The organism is Micromonospora sp. DT53, from assembly GCF_049841535.1.
GTDB lineage: Bacteria > Actinomycetota > Actinomycetes > Mycobacteriales > Micromonosporaceae > Micromonospora.
The window spans coordinates 36,156-53,956 of the sequence record NZ_JBNCKM010000016.1 but is presented as its reverse complement, the minus strand read 5'-3'; the positions used below and the strand labels follow the sequence as shown (position 1 = coordinate 53,956).

Annotated in this window: 14 protein-coding genes; 12 read left to right on the top strand and 2 right to left on the bottom strand. The window is 73.4% G+C overall.

Features of this window, described 5'->3' with window-relative positions:
- Window positions 1-47: 47 nt before the first annotated feature.
- A complete protein-coding gene (locus ACLQ3B_RS33105; protein WP_425784601.1) occupies window positions 48-1,067 on the bottom strand; it encodes a helix-turn-helix domain-containing protein in 1,020 nt (339 codons plus the stop codon).
- A gap of 89 nt (window positions 1,068-1,156) precedes the next feature.
- Between ACLQ3B_RS33105 and recN the strand changes: the two genes are divergently transcribed.
- From recN to ACLQ3B_RS33060, 9 genes are all read left to right on the top strand, one after another.
- Window positions 1,157-2,914: a DNA repair protein RecN gene (gene recN / locus ACLQ3B_RS33100; protein ID WP_425784610.1), complete on the top strand. Its 1,758-nt coding sequence runs from the start codon at window positions 1,157-1,159 to the stop codon at window positions 2,912-2,914.
- 119 nt (window positions 2,915-3,033) lie between these two features.
- Window positions 3,034-4,212, top strand: a complete 1,179-nt coding sequence (gene steA, locus ACLQ3B_RS33095; protein WP_425784600.1) for a putative cytokinetic ring protein SteA — start codon at window positions 3,034-3,036, stop codon at window positions 4,210-4,212.
- Window positions 4,213-4,239: 27 nt separating this feature from the next.
- Complete coding sequence (locus tag ACLQ3B_RS33090; RefSeq protein ID WP_425784599.1) at window positions 4,240-5,184, top strand: copper transporter; 945 nt, start codon at window positions 4,240-4,242, stop codon at window positions 5,182-5,184.
- Between the two features lie 67 nt (window positions 5,185-5,251).
- Window positions 5,252-6,118: a hypothetical protein gene (locus tag ACLQ3B_RS33085; RefSeq protein ID WP_425784598.1), complete on the top strand. Its 867-nt coding sequence runs from the start codon at window positions 5,252-5,254 to the stop codon at window positions 6,116-6,118.
- Between the two features lies 1 nt (window position 6,119).
- Window positions 6,120-7,802 carry a murein biosynthesis integral membrane protein MurJ gene (gene murJ, locus ACLQ3B_RS33080; protein ID WP_425784597.1) on the top strand — a complete coding sequence of 561 codons (1,683 nt, stop codon included), beginning with the start codon at window positions 6,120-6,122 and terminating at the stop codon, window positions 7,800-7,802.
- Window positions 7,799-8,968, top strand: a complete 1,170-nt coding sequence (locus ACLQ3B_RS33075) for a glycosyltransferase family 4 protein (RefSeq protein WP_425784596.1) — start codon at window positions 7,799-7,801, stop codon at window positions 8,966-8,968. The genes murJ and ACLQ3B_RS33075 overlap by 4 nt, the downstream gene beginning before the upstream one ends.
- Window positions 8,968-11,382 (top strand): hypothetical protein, encoded by a 2,415-nt coding sequence (locus tag ACLQ3B_RS33070; protein ID WP_425784595.1) that lies wholly within the window; start codon window positions 8,968-8,970, stop codon window positions 11,380-11,382. Before ACLQ3B_RS33075 ends, ACLQ3B_RS33070 begins: the two co-directional genes overlap by 1 nt.
- A gap of 163 nt (window positions 11,383-11,545) precedes the next feature.
- A complete protein-coding gene (locus tag ACLQ3B_RS33065) occupies window positions 11,546-13,297 on the top strand; it encodes a CTP synthase (RefSeq protein ID WP_425784594.1) in 1,752 nt (583 codons plus the stop codon).
- Complete coding sequence (locus ACLQ3B_RS33060; RefSeq protein ID WP_425784593.1) at window positions 13,294-13,899, top strand: NUDIX domain-containing protein; 606 nt, start codon at window positions 13,294-13,296, stop codon at window positions 13,897-13,899. Before ACLQ3B_RS33065 ends, ACLQ3B_RS33060 begins: the two co-directional genes overlap by 4 nt.
- Window positions 13,900-13,982: 83 nt before the next feature.
- Here the strand turns inward: ACLQ3B_RS33060 and ACLQ3B_RS33055 are convergent, their stop codons facing one another.
- Window positions 13,983-14,270, bottom strand: a complete 288-nt coding sequence (locus ACLQ3B_RS33055; RefSeq protein ID WP_425784592.1) for a TM2 domain-containing protein — start codon at window positions 14,268-14,270, stop codon at window positions 13,983-13,985.
- A gap of 280 nt (window positions 14,271-14,550) precedes the next feature.
- Between ACLQ3B_RS33055 and ald the strand changes: the two genes are divergently transcribed.
- The 3 genes from ald (at window position 14,551) to ACLQ3B_RS33040 (ending at window position 17,774) form a co-directional block, all read left to right on the top strand.
- Complete coding sequence (gene ald, locus ACLQ3B_RS33050) at window positions 14,551-15,681, top strand: alanine dehydrogenase (RefSeq protein WP_425784591.1); 1,131 nt, start codon at window positions 14,551-14,553, stop codon at window positions 15,679-15,681.
- 23 nt (window positions 15,682-15,704) lie between these two features.
- A complete protein-coding gene (locus ACLQ3B_RS33045) occupies window positions 15,705-16,670 on the top strand; it encodes a site-specific tyrosine recombinase XerD (RefSeq protein ID WP_425784590.1) in 966 nt (321 codons plus the stop codon).
- A 180-nt stretch (window positions 16,671-16,850) separates the two neighbouring features.
- Window positions 16,851-17,774 carry a ParA family protein gene (locus ACLQ3B_RS33040; RefSeq protein WP_030487987.1) on the top strand — a complete coding sequence of 308 codons (924 nt, stop codon included), beginning with the start codon at window positions 16,851-16,853 and terminating at the stop codon, window positions 17,772-17,774.
- Window positions 17,775-17,801 lie beyond the last annotated feature (27 nt).

Sequence of the window (17,801 nt, the reverse complement as noted above, 5' to 3'; positions counted from 1 at the left end):
CTCCCGGGTGGGGTCCGCCGTCGGTCGACGGCGGACCCCGTGCGGCGTCAGAGCCAACCGCGTCGGGCCACCTGGAACGCCAACCCGGGCCGGGTGTCCACACCGGCGGCGGCCATCAGGTCGGCGATCCGCCGTTGCACGGTCCGCCTGCTCACCCCGAGCTGGGAGGCGATGGACTTGTCCGGTACGCCCGCCACGAACAGCGACAGCAGCCGCGCCTCGTCGGCGTCGGGCTGGTAACCGTCGCCCGGATTCTCCGCGGGCTCCGGCCGTCGAGCCTCGGGGGCGGTGACGGCGAGGGGGTCGTCGAGGCGTAGCCGGGTGGCCACCCGCCAGTGACTCTCGAACAGGGCGAGCAGCGCGTCGAGCAGTTGACTGCGGCCGATCACGGCGGCGCTCGGTTCGCCGCCGTCGCGGTCCGGCACCAACGGGCAGATGGCCGTGCGGGCGTCCACGATGGCCAGTCGGACCGGCAGTCGGTCCAGGACGCGGGCCTGCTCACCGGCGGCGACCCCCTTGGCCAGGTCGGCCAACGCGCCCGGCTCCAGCAGCAGGTCACGCTCGTAGATGGCGCGGTAACTCACCCCACGGGCCAGCGCGTCGAACTCCTCGATGTTCTCCGGGCCGGCCATGGCCAGGGGGTTGGCCCGACAGAACCAGAGCACCTCGGTACGCGCCGAGTTCTGCAGGTCGCGTAGCCGGTCCCGAAGGACCCGGGCGCCGGTGATCACCTCCACGAGGTGGTCGACGTGGTGTCGACGCAGCCCGGAGCGGTACTCCTCGGCCAGTTGGGTGACCAGTCGGCGGGCCGTCTCCAGGTCCTCCTGGCGGCGCAGCAGCGTCCCGCCGAGGGCGACGTCCGGGGCGGTCGGGCGTAGCGGGGCGTCCGGGTCGTTGTCGGTGGGCTGCACGAGGCCCTTGCCGCGCAGCGCCTCGACCTGGGCGACGACCTGCTCACGGGGTCGGTGCAGGCGACGGACCAACTCGTCGATGCGGGCCGTGGTGAGCTGGAGCAGGCAGCGGTAGAGCTCCTCCTCAGCCGGGGTCAGGCCGATCACGTCCAACACGGGGCAGAACTGTACGTCGGCCGGGTACGGGTCGCGCCCGGGCCCGTCGGCTGGTCAATTGTCGTGCCTCGCGTCTACTGTCGGTGGCTGTGCTGGAAGAGCTGCGCATCACCGGGCTGGGCGTCATCGAGGACACCACGCTGCCGTTGGCCGGCGGCATGAACGTCATCACCGGCGAGACCGGTGCGGGCAAGACGATGGTGGTCACCGGTCTCGGTCTGCTCTTCGGCGGCCGGGCCGACGCCGGGCGGGTCCGCGCCCAACCCGGCCGTGCGGTGGTGGAGGGGCGGCTGCGGCTGCGCGGGCGGGTCGCCGACGCCGTGCACGCGCGGATCACCGAGGCCGGTGGCGAGCCCGACGAGGACGGCTCGGTGCTGCTGAGCCGCACGGTGACGGTGGAGGGGCGCTCGCGCGCCCACGTCGGCGGTCGGAGCATGCCGGTGTCGATGCTCGGTGAGGTGGGCGAGCAGGCGGTGGCCGTGCACGGCCAGTCCGACCAACTGCGGCTGCTGCGTCCGGCCGAGCAGCGGGCCGCGCTGGACCGGTTCGCCGGCCCGGCGCACGAGAAGCTGCTCGACGCGTTGCGCGAGGCGTACACGGGGTGGCGTCGGGTCGTCGACGACCTGGCCGACCGGCGGCGCAACGCCCGCGAGCGCAACCAGGAGGCCGACCTGCTGCGGCTGGGCCTCGACGAGATCACCCGGGTGGATCCGCAGCCCGGTGAGGACGACGAGCTGAAGACCGAGGCGCAGCGGCTGGAGCACGCCGAGGGTCTGCGGACGGCCGCGCAGATCGCCCAGCAGTGCGTGGCCGGTGGCGCGGAGGCCGCCGACGAGACCCCGGACGCGGCGGTGCTGCTCGGCACCGCCCGGCGGACCCTGGAGGCGCAGTCCGGCACCGATCCGGCGCTCGGTGAGCTGGCGGCCCGCCTGGAGGAGGCGGCGACGCTGGTCACCGACGTGTCGGCGGAGCTGTCGGCGTACCTGGCGACGCTGGATGCGGACCCGGCCCGGTTGCAGCACGTCTACGAGCGGCGGGCGGCGTTGCGCGCGTTGACCCGCAAGTACGCCGACGACGTCGACGGGGTGATCGCCTGGGCCGATCGGGCGCGCACCCGACTGTCCGATCTGGACATGTCCGACGACGTGCTCGACGAGTTGGAGCGGGAGGGCCAGCGGCTCGCCGTCGAGGTGGCCGACCTCGCCGGGCGGGTGTCCATCTCCCGGCAGGAGGCGGCGGTCCGCTTCGCCGACCAGGTCACCGTCGAGTTGGCCGGGCTGGCCATGCCGCACTCGCGGATCGAGGTGGCGGTGCTGCCCCGTCCGGCCGGGCGCGCCGAGCCGACGCTGTCGGTCAACGGCGTCGAGGTGGGTGTCACCCCGGACGGCGGTGACGAGGTGGAGTTGCGGTTGCTGGCCCACCCGGGCGCGCCGTCGCTGCCGTTGCAGCGCGGCGCCTCCGGCGGTGAGCTGTCCCGGGTGATGCTCGCCATCGAGGTCGTGTTCGCCGGGTCGGGCGGGCCGCCCACGTTGGTCTTCGACGAGGTCGACGCGGGGGTCGGCGGTCAGGCGGCGGTGGAGATCGGCCGTCGGCTGGCCCGGCTGGCTCGCAGCCACCAGGTGCTGGTGGTCACGCACCTGCCGCAGGTGGCCGCCTTCGCCGACCGGCACCTGGTGGTGGCGAAGGACACCGGCGGCGCGGTGACGACAAGCGGGGTGCGTGTGGTGGAGGACACCGAGCGGGCCCGGGAGTTGGCGCGCATGCTGGCGGGTTTGCCCGATTCAGATCTGGGTATCGCCCACGCCGAGGAGCTTCTGGCCGTGGCCGCCAAGGAAAGGCGGCTGTGACGCCGCGTATTGTGAGCGCAAGCACACCGGCTTGTGCCGACGTGTGCTTCCCTGGGTAGGCGGCCCTGCTCAGGCATGTCGCGACAGAAAAGCCTGCCTCACATGCCAGGATGGTCACGATGCGTCTACCCACGTTGCGCCGGAACCGGAACTCCGAACCCGGCAGAGTCCTCGGCACCGCGCGCCTTGATCGCCGGACGAAACGCCTGGTCGGTCGGCTGCGCCCCGGTGACATCGCGGTCATCGACCACGTCGACCTGGACCGGGTGGCGGCCGACTCGCTCGTCGCCGTCGGTGTCGCGGCGGTGCTCAACGCCAAGCCCTCGGTCTCCGGCCGTTACCCGAACCTCGGCCCGGAGGTGTTGATCGCCGCCGGCATTCCGCTCCTCGACGACCTGGGTGAGGGCGTCTTCGAGCGGATCCGCGAGGGCGACCAGGTGCGCATCGACGGCAACACGGTCTTCGCCGGTGACGAGCCGGTGGCCCACGGCAGCCTGCAGGACGCCGAGTCGGTCGGCAAGGCGATGGCTGACGCGCGGGAGGGTCTGTCGGTGCAGTTGGAGGCGTTCGCCGCCAACACGATGGACTACCTGCGTCAGGAACGCGACCTGCTGCTCGACGGCGTCGGGGTGCCGGAGATCGAGACCCAGATCCAGGGTCGGCACTGCCTGATCGTGGTGCGCGGCTACGACTACAAGGCCGACCTGGACGTGCTGCGCCCGTACATCCGGGAGTTCAAGCCGGTGCTGATCGGCGTCGACGGCGGCGCGGACGCCCTGGTCGAGGCCGGCTACACCCCCGATATGATCATCGGGGACATGGACTCGGTGACCGACGACGTGCTGCGGTGCGGCGCCGAGGTGATCGTGCACGCGTACCCGGACGGTCGTGCGCCCGGCCTGCCCCGGGTCAACGGCCTCGGTGTGCCGGCGATCACCTTCCCGGCCGCGGCGACCAGCGAGGATCTCGCCATGCTGCTCGCCGACGAGAAGGGCGCCTCGCTGCTGGTCGCGGTCGGCACCCACGCCACCCTTGTCGAGTTCCTCGACAAGGGGCGCGGCGGAATGGCCTCGACGTTCCTGACCCGACTGAAGGTCGGCGGCAAGCTGGTCGACGCCAAGGGGGTCAGCCGGCTCTACCGGCAGAGCATCTCCGGCTCGTCGCTGCTGCTGCTCGTCCTGTCGGCGGTCGCGGCGATGGCGTCCGCGGTGGCCGTGTCGACAGTCGGGAAGGCGTACCTGGGCGTGGTCGCCGAGTGGTGGGACAATCTCGTGTTCCAGCTGTACCGGCTCTTCTAGTTCCCGACCGATCAAGAGGCTGCAAGCGTGATCAACTTCCGCTACCACGTGGTGTCCCTCACCGCGGTCTTCCTGGCTCTGGCAATCGGTCTGGTGGTCGGCACAGCCGCCCTCAACGGCCCGCTCGCCGACTCGCTCGAGGGGCAGGTCACCGGGCTGCGCAAGGACAACCAACATTGGCGTCAGACGGTCAGCAACATGGAGAAGCAACTCGCGCTGGAGGAGGAGTTCGCCGAGGCGACCTCCCAGCTCCTCCTGCCCGGCACCCTCACCGGGCGTCGGGTCGTGGTGCTCAGCCTGCCCAACGGGCGCGACCACACCGAGGCGGTGCTCAAGAAGCTCCAGCAGGCCGGGGCCACCATCACCGGCCAGGTCGAGTTGCAGGACAAGTTCATCAACCCGGACAACAACTCCAACCTGCTGGAGTTGGCCGTCACCGCGGCCCGCCCGACCGCGCAGACCACCGGCCTGCCCGGCAACGGGCACGGCGTGGAGACCTCCAGCGCGCTGCTGGCCAGCGTCCTGCTGGACCGTGCCCAGGGCGTCACGCCGGTCACCGATGCCGACCGGCGGGCGGTGCTCGCCGCCTATAACAACGCCGGTTACCTGACCACCGACAGCAACAAGGTCACCGCCTCGGCGGAGGCGGTCGTCGTGGTCAGCGGTCAGCCGTACGTCGACAAGGACTCCGACCGGCGCGACGAGTCGGTGGTCAAGATCGCGGAGCAGTTCGACCGCACCGGCTCGATCGTGGTGGCCGGCAACGGTTCCGTCGGCGGCAACCTGGTCGGCGTGGTACGCGGCGACCCGGTGCTCGCCCAGACCATCTCCACGGTCGACAACGCCAACACGGTGCAGGGCCAGGTGGTCACCACCCTCGCCCTGGTGGAGCAACTCACCGAGAAGAAGGCCGGCCAGTACGGCGTCGGCGACAACGCCGCCTCCGGCCTGTTGCCTAGACTGCCCCAGTGAGCGAACGACGTACCCCCGTGTCCGGATCCGACCAGGTGGCGCGTGACCGAGCGAGCGAGGTGGCGGCGTGAGCACGCTGGGCCGGCTGCTGATCGCCGGCGCGGGCGCCGCGGCGGCCCGCTACGCGTTGCGTGAGGCTCGTACCTCGCCGGCCGGGCCCGCATTGGAGCGCACCAACTTCCGTGGCCGCACGGTGAGCCTGGCCGCCGGGCCGGCGCTCGCCGCCGGTGCGGCCGCCGCCGGCGCGTTCGGTGCCACCGGCGGCGCGGCCGGTGGGGCCGCCCTGGTCGCCGGTCTCGGCGCGGGCGGCGTCGGGCTGTACGACGACGTGGTCGGCGCGCGGCCGGAGCAGAAGACGGCCAAGGGCTTCGCCGGGCACCTCGCGGCGTTGCGTGAGGGGCGGGTCACCGCCGGTCTGGTCAAGGTCGTCGGGGTGGGCGTCGCCGGGCTGGGCGCCGCCGCGCTGCTCGCCGCCGACCCTCGGGTCGCCGCGCACCCCCGCCGGCAGCGCCACGGCGCGTTCGGCCGGGGTGTCGACGTGCTGCTCGGCGCCGGCGTGATCGCCGGCACGGCCAACCTGCTCAACCTGCTCGATCTGCGGCCGGGCCGGGCGATCAAGTCCGGGTTGCTGCTCGCCGCGCCGCTGAGCGGCGGCCCGCAGGGCGGGATCGCCGCGGGCGCGGCCGGCGCCGCCGTCGGCCTGCTCCGCGACGACCTGGCCGAGGACGTGATGCTCGGCGACAGTGGCGCGAACGCGCTCGGTGCGCTGCTCGGTGTCGCCCTCGCCGCCCGCACCGGCCCGCTCGGCCGGGCCGGTCTGCTCGCCGTCCTCGCCGGGCTCACCGCGGCCAGCGAGAAGGTCAGCTTCACGGCGGTGATCCAGCGGACCCCGGGGCTGCGCGAGCTCGACGCACTGGGCCGACGCGCCGACTGACGTGACCAGACCGGCACCCCTCGCCGGCGCCGGCCGGGTGGCCGGGGCAGCCGCGCTCATCGCCGTCCTCACCGTGGCCAGCCGACTCGCCGGCTTCGGCCGTACCGCCGTGTTCACCTGGGTGGTCGAGCAGAGCGACCTGGGTGGCATGTACGTCATCGCCAACACGGTGCCGAACATCGTCTTCGAGATCGTCGCGGGTGGGGCGTTGGCCAGCCTGGTCGTGCCACTGCTGGCCGGGGCGGTCGCGGCGGGGGACCGGCGGGCGGTGGCGGCAACCACCGGCGCCCTGCTCACCTGGACGGTGAGCCTGCTGGTTCCCCTCGCCGTGCTCGTCGTCCTGTTCGCCGCCCCGATCATCTCGCTGATCAGCGAGGGGCGGTCGGCGTCGGAACTCGCCGCGGGCGCCCGGATGCTGCGCGTGTTCGCTCCGCAGTTGCCGCTCTACGGGATCGGCATCGTGCTCACCGGCGTCCTCCAGGCGCACCGACGTTTCGCCTGGCCCGTCATCGCGCCGCTGCTGTCCAGCCTCACCGTGGTCGTCGTCTATGTGGCCTTCGGCGCCGCCCAGGGGCGGGGCGTGTCCGTGGCCCAGGTCGGCCGCAGCGGCGAGCTGCTCCTTTCCGGCGGCACCACAGTGGGTGTGGTCGTGCTGTCGCTCTCGCTGCTGATCCCGCTGCGGCGGCTGCGGGTACGGCCCCGGTTCGGGTACGCCTTCACCGCTGACGCGCGGGCGCGGATCGGTGGGCTCGCCACGGCCGGCGCGGTCACGGTGGCCGCGCAGCAGGTCGCGCTCCTGGTGGTGCTGAACCGGGTCTCCGGCGGCCCCACCGGCTCCCCGCAGGTGTTCAACCTGGCCCAGGCGATCTACCTGCTGCCGTGGGCGGTCCTCGCCGTGCCGCTGGCGGTGGCGTCCTATCCCACGTTGGCCACCGCCAGCGCCGCCGGTGACGAGGACGGTTATCGACGGACCCTCTCCGGCGCGGTGCGTGGCGTACTGCTCTTCAGCTGCCTGGGCGTCGCGGCGTTGATCGGCACCGCGCAGCCGATCGCCGCCCTCTTCTACCCCGACAATCCGGCGTCCACGGCCGCGGCCATCAGCGGGTTCGCGCCGGGTCTGCTCGGCTACGGCCTGTTCGCGGTCCTGTCCCGCGCGCTGTACGCCCGCGGCGACACCCGGGCCGCGACGGTGGCGATCACCGTCGGCTGGCTGGTCGTCCCGGCCGTGGCGCTGCCGTTGACGGTGCTGCTGCCCAGCGCCGACCGGGTGCTCGCGGTGGCGTCGGCCAACTCGGTGGGGATGCTGGTGCTCGGGGCGCTGCTGCTCCTGGCGGTGCGGCGCGGCGCCGGCCGTTCCGCCCTGGCCGGCGCGGCCCGGGCCGGGGCGTCCGGTGGCCTCGCCGGTGTGCTCGCCGGGCTGGCCGGGTTCGGCCTCACCCGTTGGCTCGACCAGTCGGACGGCGGCACCCCGACGATGGCGGCGGCGGTCGGTCAGGGCATGCTGTCCGGGGTTCTGGTTGGGGTGGTGTTCCTCGCCGTGGTCTGGTTCGTCGACCGGCGGGACGTACAGCCACTGCTCGCCGGGGTGCTGCGGCGCCTGGGTCGGCGGGGGCCGTCCGGCGGTGCGCCGCCGGACGCGGGCTCCGCGCAGCGGGGCGACGGGAAGGAGACGGCGACGCGATGACTGAGCCAGCTCTGCCTGCCGAATGGTCGGGCACCGTCGCGTTGGTGCTCGCGTCCAGCACCGGTGGCGTCGGCCAGCACGTCCGCTCGGTGGCCCGTGGCCTCGTCGCGGGTGGCGCCACGGTCCTGGTCTGCGGGCCCGCCGCCACCCAGGAGCAGTTCGACTTCACAGGTGTCGGTGCGCGGTTCGCGCCGGTGGAGATCCCGGCCAGCCCGACTCCGGCCGACGCCCGGGCGGTCCTCACCCTGCGTCGGGCGCTCAGCGCGGCCGGGGTCGACGTGGTGCACGCGCACGGCCTGCGGGCCGGGTTGGTCGCCGTGCTGGCCCGTCCGGCCGCCCCGCTGATCGTCACCTGGCACAACGCGGTCCTCGCGGGCGGCCTGCGGGGTGGGGTGTCCCGGTTCGTCGAACGGGTGGTGGCCCGGGGCGTCCGGGTCGCGCTCGGCGCTTCCGCGGATCTGGTGCGACGGGCCGCCGAGGTGGGCGCCACCGACGCCCGGCTCGCCCCGGTCGCCGCGCCGACGTTGCCCGCGCCGCGTCGACGTCCGGCGGCGGTACGCGCGGAGTTCGGCGTCCGCCCGGACCAGCCGTTGATCGTCTCGGTCGGTCGGCTGCACCCGCAGAAGCGCTACGACGTGCTGATCGACGCGGCGGCCCGCTGGCGTACGCGTACCCCGCCGCCGGTCGTGGTGATCGCGGGCAGCGGGCCGGCCTATCTGCCGCTCGCCGCACGGACCTCCGCGGCGCGCGCGCCGGTGACCCTGCTGGGGCACCGCACCGATGTGGCCGACCTGCTCGCCGGCGCCGACCTGGCGGTGGTGACCAGCGACTGGGAGGCGCGGCAGCTCTTCGCGCAGGAGGCGCTGCGCGCCGGGGTGCCGCTGGTGGCCACCGCGGTGGGCGGGCTCCCGGACCTGGTCGGCGACGCGGCCACGCTGGTTCCCGCCGGCGACGTGGACGCGGTCGACGCGGCCGTCCGCGCGTTGCTGGACGACCCGGCGGCGCGAGCGGAGCTGGGCCGGCGGGGCGCCGAACGGGCGGCGACGTGGCCGACCGAGGAGGACACCGTCGCCGCGCTCGTCGCCGTCTACGCCGAGTTGGCCGGGAGTCCCGGCGGTCCGGCGGCCGCCCCGGACTCCGACGCCCCGAGAACGGGACACCGGTGATGCTGCGCCGAATCGCCCCCGCCCTGTTGACAGTGCTCGTGGTGGCGTTGGGCGTCACCGCGCTCGCCGCCCGCCCACCCCAGGGCGCCCCGCACCGCACCGCCGACTTCGTGGTGCTCGCCGGGATCGCCGGGCTGCGCTGGGAGGACGTGGATCCGCAGAGCACCCCGACGTTGTGGCGGATGGCCCAGGGCGGGTCGATCGGCTCACTGTCGGTGCGCTCCGCGCACCGGCCCACCTGCCCGGTGGACGGTTGGTTGACCCTGGGCGCGGGCAGCTTCGCGGCGTGGAACGGCAGCCGGTCGGCCGATGGTTGCCCGTCGGCGGCGGTGACCGTGGAGCAACCGGACGGCATCGGCGCGAACCTGCCCGACCAGGAGAGCGTGGTCCAGTACAACCAGCAGCGGCTGCCGTGGGGGACGATGCCCGGCTCGTTGTCGGAGTCGGTGCGGTGCTCGGTCGCCGTGGGCCCGGGCGCGGCGGTGGCTGCCGCCCGACCGTTCGGCCGCGTCGACAGGTACGCTCCGGCGCTGCCGGCCGACCCGCGGCCGCTGCTCGGCTCGTGTGTGCTGAGTATCGTCGACCTCGGCACGGTCGGCGGGGCCGATCCGGCGACCCGCGCCGTGCAGGCCCGTGCGGCGGACGCCGAGCTGGCCCGGGTGCTGGCGGCGCGGCCTCCACGGTCGTTGGTGCTGGTCGCGGGGATCTCCGACACCGCCCAGCCGTCGCGGCTGCACGTGGCGGTCGCCGACGGGCCGGGCTGGGAGCGGGGGTGGCTCACCTCGGCCAGCACCGGCCGGGACGGGTACCTGCAACTTGTCGACCTCGCGCCGACCGCCCTCGCCGCGTTGGGTCGGCCGATGCCGGAGCGGCTCTTCCTGGGCCGGCCGGCGATCAGCGCCGGTGGCCGCCCGGCCGACCTGACCGACGCCATCAACGCCCCGGCGAACGCCGACCGGGAGGCGGCCGCCCAGCGCTCGGTCTCCGGGGTGTTCTTCGCGCTGCTCGCCGGGGTGCAGGTGTTGCTGGCGCTCGCGATCCTGCCGCTGCTGCGCCGGGCCCGTCCGCACGCCGGGCCGGCCGGTCCGACGCCCGTGTCCAAGCGGATCGTGGCGGTGGTGGAGCTGCTGCTGGTCGCCGCGGCGTTGACGGTGCCGGCGGCGCTGTTGGCCGACGCGGTGCCCTGGTGGCGCGGCGAGCACCCCGGGTGGATCTTCGCCGGGGTGACCGCGCTGCTGGTGGCCGCCGGCACCGCGGCGGTGCGGTTCGCGCCCGGGTACGCGGGCACCCTCGGGCCGGTCGGCGCGGTGGCCGGCCTGACCACGCTCGTGGTCGGGCTGGACGTGCTCACCGGGGCCCGTCTGCAGCTCAACAGCGTGGTCGGCTACTCCGCGTTGCAGGGCGGCCGGTACGCCGGGCTGAGCACGGTGGGGCTGGGAGTGTTCCTCGCCGGCGCGTTGGTCACCGGCGGCTGGTTCGCCCAACGGGTGCACCGGGGCTGGCGGCCGGCGGTGATGGTGGCGGTGGGTGGCCTCGCCGTGGTGGTGGTCGGCAGTCCGTACCTGGGTGCCGACCCGGTCGGCGCGATCGCCCTCACCGCCGGGGTGAGCGTCGCCGCGGTGATCAGCGCCGGCGGTTGGCTGACGGTCAGTCGGCTGGCCTGGGCCACCATGGCCGCGCTGGCGGTCGGTATCGGGTTCGCGGTGGTGGACCTGCGGCGTCCTCCGGCGGAGCGGGGCAGCCTGGGCCGGTTCCTCTCCGCGCTCGGGGACGGCACCGGCGGGTTCGCCGTGCACAGGTCCAGCACCGAGAATTTCGAGACGTTGGTCAACAGCCCGTTGACCGTGCTGGCGTTGGCCGGCGGGTTGTTGGTGTGGTTCGCGCTGTTGCAGCCGTGGGGTGGGCTGATGCGGCTGTTCGGCATCTACCCGGCGGTGCGGGCCGCGCTGGCCGGCACGGTGGTCGCCGCGGTGCTCGGTGGTGTGCTCGACGGCGCGGCTCTGGACCTGATGGGCGCTGCCGCCGCCGTGGTGGTGCCGATGGCCGCCCTGGCGTCGCTGCGGGTGCTCGGGCACGCCGCGGACCGGACCCGGCCGGCACCGGGCCGCTCGCCCGCCAACGGCGCCGACGACGACTCGGGGTCGGGCGGGGTCGGCCCGGTCGGTGGGGGTGACGGCCCGACCGGCGGTGGTGGGCCACTGGGCGCCGTGCACCCGCGTCCGATCAGCGGCCCGGCCGCGAGCGCGCCGGCGACTGTCGCGCAACCGGCGTCGGAGACGCCGGGCGACCGCCGTGGGGACGCCGACGAACCGGCCGAGCCGTCCGCGAGCGGGTCGACGCCGGAGGCCGCGCCGACGGCGCCCGTGCCGCCCCGGCAGGTCTCCCGGTCATCGACGGAGGTTGCCGCGTCCTGAGCGCCGGGCCTCGCCCGGATGGCCCGGAGGTGTCGCAGCCGGGGTGCGGCCTGCGGGTACCCGCCCGGGAGGTGTTACCGTCGAATCCCGTGGATCGCGTGATCACTTTGCTGATCAAGCACGGCGGTCTGCATGACCGCGACAGACGACACGGGAGCAGGCCTTGGCCCCATCAGCACGGACGACCAGGCACATTTTCGTCACCGGGGGCGTCGCCTCCTCGCTGGGTAAGGGCCTCACCGCCTCCAGCCTCGGCAACCTGCTGACCGCGCGCGGGTTGCGCGTGGTGATGCAGAAGCTCGACCCCTACCTGAACGTCGACCCGGGGACGATGAACCCGTTCCAGCACGGTGAGGTCTTCGTCACCGAGGACGGCGCCGAGACCGACCTCGACGTCGGGCACTACGAGCGGTTCCTCGACCGGGCGCTGTCCGGGAAGGCGAACGTCACCACCGGCCAGATCTACTCCGACGTGATCGCCAAGGAGCGGCGGGGCGAATACCTGGGCGACACGGTCCAGGTCATCCCGCACATCACCAACGAGATCAAGTCGCGGATCCTGGCGATGGCCGACCCGGACGAGGACGGCCAACTCCCCGACGTGGTGATCACCGAGGTCGGTGGCACGGTCGGCGACATCGAGTCGCTGCCGTTCCTGGAGGCGATCCGTCAGGTTCGCCACGACCTGGGCCGCGACAACTGCTTCTACCTGCACGTCTCGCTGGTGCCGTACCTGGCGCCCTCGGGTGAGCTGAAGACCAAGCCGACCCAGCACTCGGTGGCGCAGCTGCGCAACATCGGTATCCAGCCGGACGCGATCGTGCTCCGCTGCGACCGGGAGATCCCGGTGAAGCTCAAGGAGAAGCTGTCGCTCTACTGCGACGTGGACACCGAGGCGGTCGTCGCCGCCCCGGACGCCCCGAGCATCTACGACATCCCGAAGGTGCTGCACCGGGAGGGGCTCGACGCGTACGTGGTGCGTCGGCTGGGCCTGTCCTTCCGGGACGTGGACTGGGCCAGCTGGGACGACCTGCTGGAGCGGGTGCACCGGCCCCGGCACACCGTCACCGTCGCGGTGGTCGGCAAGTACGTCGACCTGCCCGACGCGTACCTGTCGGTGAGTGAGGCGATCCGGGCGGCGGGCTTCGGCCACCGGGCCCGGGTGCAGCTGCGCTGGGTGCCCAGCGACGAGTGCGTCACCCCGGCCGGCGCCGCCGCGGCGTTGGCCGGTGTGGACGGCGTCCTCATCCCCGGCGGCTTCGGCGTGCGCGGCATCGAGGGCAAGATCGGCACCGCCCGGTACGCCCGCGAGGCCGGCATTCCGCTGCTCGGCCTCTGCCTGGGCCTGCAGTGCATGACCATCGAGGTGGCCCGGCACCTGGCCGGTCTGGACGGCGCCAACTCGTTGGAGTTCGAAGAGCAGGCGGTCCACCCGGTCATCGCCACGATGGCCGACCAGGAGGACATCGTCGCCGGCCGGGGCGACCTGGGCGGCACCATGCGGCTGGGCGCGTACCCGGCGACGTTGACCGAGGGCTCGATCGTCGCCGAGGCGTACGGCAGCACCGAGATCAGCGAGCGGCACCGGCACCGGTACGAGGTGAACAACGCCTACCGGGACGCGCTGACCAAGGCGGGCCTGCACATCTCCGGCACCTCGCCGGACGGCCGGCTTGTCGAGTTCATCGAACTGGACCGCGACCTGCACCCGTTCTTCGTGGCCACCCAGGCGCACCCCGAGTTGAAGAGCCGCCCGACCCGCCCGCACCCGCTGTTCGCCTCGTTCGTCAAGGCCGCGGTGACGTACTCGCAGGCCGACCAGCTGCCGGTCGACCTGGACGCGGCGGCGGAGGCCCCGACGACGCGCAAGGCCGCCCGCAACGGCGCCGCGACGAAGGCGGCGTCCACCTCGTGAGCGACCTCGAGCACCGGTACGAGGTGCGTTCCCGGCAGGAGCGGTACCGGGGGCGGATCTTCGACGTGGTCACCGAGGAGGTGACCATGCCCGGCGGCGGGACCGGGCTGCGTGACCTCGTCCGGCACGTCGGGGCGGTGGCCGTGGTGGCGCTCGACGACGCCGGCCAGGTGGTGCTGATCCGGCAGTACCGGCACCCGGTCGGGCGGCACCTGTGGGAGCTGCCGGCCGGTCTGATGGACGTCTCCGGCGAGGAGTTGCCGGCGGCGGCGCTGCGGGAGTTGGCGGAGGAGGCCGACCTCACCGCCGGGCGGGTCGACGTGCTCGTCGACCTGCACAGCTCGCCGGGCTTCACCAACGAGATCGTCCGGGTGTTCCTGGCCCGTGATCTGGGCGAGGTGCCGGCCGACGAGCGGCACGAGCGCCACGACGAGGAGGCCGACCTCCAGGTCGTGCGGATCGACCTGGACGAGGCGGTCGCCATGGTCCTGGCCGGTGAGATCACCAACGCGTCCGCGGTGGCCGGGCTGTTGGCCGCGGCCCGGGCCCGGGACACCGGCTTCACGCAGCTGCGCCGGGCGGACGCGCCGCTGCCGCGCTGAGCGTCGCCGCCGGTCCAGCCGGCGATCCAGGTACGCGAACAGGGGCCCCGCGGTCAGCCGCGGGGCCCCTGTCGTGGTCTGGTCTAGGAGTCGCGCAGCGGGCGGCCCTGCGCGTCCGTGCCGCCGTTGACCAGGATGAGGATGCCGTCGATGAGGCCCCAGAGAGAGCCGAAGCCGCAGGTCACCAGGCTCACGACGAGCTGGAGAACGGCGATCTTGGTGTGGCCGGTGTAGAACCGACCGGCGCCGAAGGTGCCGAGCAGGATGCCGAGGACGCCCGCGACGAGCTTGCTCTTGTCGGAAACGCCCTGCGGGTACCCCGGCTGGGGGTACCCGGGCTGGTACGGAGGAGTGGTCATGGGCGGACACATTAGTGATCCACTCGTCGGCTGTCCGCATCGCCACCCGGCAGATGGGACGATAATGGTGAAACACTGTCCTGTTGGCTGAGGTGACGCTCGGCCGCCGAAGCCGGGCGGCGCCCTGACACTTCGTCAGGACACCCGCGCACCGGATGCCACTGTGCTGGCTCGCGGCGGCGGTGGGCGCGCCTAGACTGCCGCCGCGGGACCGGTGTACCGCGGCGGCAAAGGGGCCGTCGTGGCACCGAGCAGTCGGGGGAGAGCAGCCCCGAAGAGAGGTGTCTGCATCGTGAAGGTCGGAATCCCACGCGAGGTCAAGAACCACGAGTACCGCGTGGCGATCACGCCAGCGGGTGTCAACGAGTTCACCCGCAGCGGCCACCAGGTCTTCGTCGAGTCCGGCGCCGGGGTTGGCTCCAGCATCACCGACGAGGAGTTCGCCGCCGCCGGCGCGACGATCCTCGCCACCGCCGACGAGGTGTGGGAGACCGCGGAGCTGGTGCTCAAGGTCAAGGAGCCGATCGCCGAGGAGTACCACCGGATGCGCGAGGGGCAGGTGCTCTTCACCTACCTGCACCTGGCCGCCTCCAAGGAGTGCACCGACGCGCTGATCGACCGCCGGGTCACCGGCATCGCCTACGAGACCGTCGAGCTGCCCGACCGGTCGCTGCCGCTGCTCGCCCCGATGTCCGAGGTGGCCGGCCGGCTCGCACCGCAGATGGGCGCCTTCTACATGATGCGCACCGGCGGCGGGCGCGGTGTGCTGCCCGGCGGTGTCTCCGGCGTGTACGCGGCCAAGACCGTGGTCATCGGCGCCGGCGTCTCCGGCATGAACGCCGCCGCGATCGCGCTGGGACTGCAGTCCGAGGTGCTGCTGCTGGACAAGAACGTCGCCCGGCTGCGGCAGGCCGACGCGATCTACCGGGGTCACCTGCAGACCGTCGCCTCCAACGCGTACGAGGTCGAGCGGGCCGTGCTCGACGCCGACCTGGTCATCGGCGCGGTGCTGGTGCCCGGCACGAAGGCCCCGACGCTGATCTCCAACGAGCTGGTCTCCCGGATGAAGCCGGGCAGCGTGCTCGTCGACATCGCCATCGACCAGGGCGGCTGCTTCGAGGACTCGCGTCCCACCACGCACGCCGACCCGGTCTACAAGGTGCACGAGTCGATCTTCTACTGCGTCGCGAACATGCCCGGCGCGGTGCCGAACACCAGCACGTACGCGCTGACCAACGTCACCCTGCCGTACGCCCTGGAACTGGCCAACCAGGGCTGGCGCGAGGCGCTGCGCAACGACCCGGCGTTGGCGTTGGGCCTCAACACCCACGCCGGTCAGGTCACCTACGGCCCGGTCGCCGAGGCGCACGGCATGGACGTGCTCCCGCTGGCCGACGCGCTGGCCCGAACGGTGGCGGGCTGACCGGCGGCACGGACTCCGCCGGCGTGGGCACACCACCCACGCCGGCGCTGCGCCGTGCCGTTCGCGGGTACCTCGACCACCTGACCGTCGAACGTGGCCTCTCTGCGAACACGCTCACCTCGTACCGTCGGGATCTGGAGCGTTATCTCGCGACCCTGGCCGACGCCGGCGTCGCCGACCTCGCGTCGGTCGGCGCCGGCCTCGTCGAGTCGCACCTGGCGCGGCTGCGCGCCGGCGACGACGCGCACCCGCCCCTGGCGGTCTCCTCCGCCGCCCGCGCGGCCAGCGCGGTCCGCGGCCTGCACCGCTTCGCGCTGCGCGAGGGCCTGGCCGGCGCCGATCCGAGCCGCGACGTCCGCCCACCCACGCCGCCCCGGCGGCTGCCCCGGGCGCTACCGGTCGAGGACGTGATCCGGCTGCTGGAGACCGCCGGCCCGATCACCGCGACCGGCGACGACGCGCCCCTCGCGCTGCGCGACCGGGCGCTGCTGGAGTTCCTGTACGGCACCGGCGCGCGCATCTCCGAAGCAACCGACGCCGCCGTGGACGACCTCGACACCGACGAGGGCACTGTGGTGCTGCGCGGCAAGGGCGGCCGGGTGCGGCTGGTGCCCATCGGCGGGTACGCCGTCGACGCGGTCCGCGCCTACCTGGTCCGGGCACGTCCCGGGCTGGCCGCCGCCGGCCGGGGCACCCCTGCGGTGTTCCTCAACGCCCGCGGCGGTGCCCTGTCCCGCCAGGGCGCCTGGGGCATCCTGCGCCGCGCCGCCGACCGGGCCGGGCTCCCCGTCGACGGGCCCGCCGCGGTCTCCCCGCACACCCTGCGCCACTCGTACGCCACCCACCTGCTCGACGGCGGCGCCGACGTTCGGGTGGTCCAGGAACTGCTCGGCCACGCGTCGGTGACCACCACGCAGGTCTACACGTTGGTCACCGTGGAGCGGTTGCGCGAGGTGTACGCCACCGCGCATCCGCGCGCCCGGGGCTGAACCGGTCGCGGTCGGCCTCGACACGCCGGGCCGGTGCCGAACCCCCTGCTGGTCGGTGGCGTACAGTCGGCATCGGCGCGGACCTCCTGGGGCGACACGACCGGGGTGCGCAGCGGCGCCGCGAAGGACGTCGGACGGCTCCGACGCCGGGTGGGGTCGTCGGGAGGGGGCAACGAGCACATGGCTGGCAACGGTGACCGTGCCGAGACCTGGACGTCGGAGCTCCGCGAGCAGCAGGCCACGCTCGGCGCGGACCTGGGTCCCGCGGACCCGGCTGCCTACACGATGCGCAAGCCCATCCCCGAGCCGATGCCCACCGATCGGCACGGCCCCGCGCGCATCATCGCGATGGCCAACCAGAAGGGTGGCGTCGGTAAGACCACGACCACCATCAACCTGGGCGCGGCGCTCGCGGAATATGGCCGCAAGGTGCTGCTCGTCGACTTCGACCCGCAGGGCGCGCTCTCGGTGGGGCTGGGCGTCAACCCGCACAACCTCGACCTGTCCATCTACAACCTGCTCATGCAGGACGACATCATCGCCGAGGACGTGGTCATCAAGACCGACGTCGCGGGGCTGCACCTGCTGCCGGCCAACATCGACCTCTCCGCCGCCGAGATCCAGCTCGTCAACGAGGTCGCCCGCGAGATGGCCCTGGCCCGGGTCCTGCGCACGGTCCGCAAGGAGTACGACTACATCCTGATCGACTGCCAGCCGTCGCTCGGCCTGCTGGCGATCAACGCGTTGACCGTCGCGCACGGTGTGCTCATCCCGCTGGAGTGCGAGTTCTTCAGCCTGCGCGGTGTGGCCCTGCTGCTGGACACCATCGACAAGGTGCGTGAGCGGCTCAACTTCGACCTGGAGCTCGAAGGCATCCTCGCCACCATGTACGACAGCCGCACCACGCACTGCCGCCAGGTGTTGCAGCGGGTGGTGGAGGCGTTCGGCGACAAGGTCTACCAGACGGTCATCACCAAGACGGTGAAGTTCCCCGAGTCCACCGTGGCCGGTGCTCCCATCACCACGATGGACCCGGCCTCCTCCGGGGCACGTAACTACCGTCAGCTGGCCCGCGAGGTGATCGCCGCCCAGTCGGAGCGGTAGCCGGAACGCCCGGTGCCCGCCTCGTGG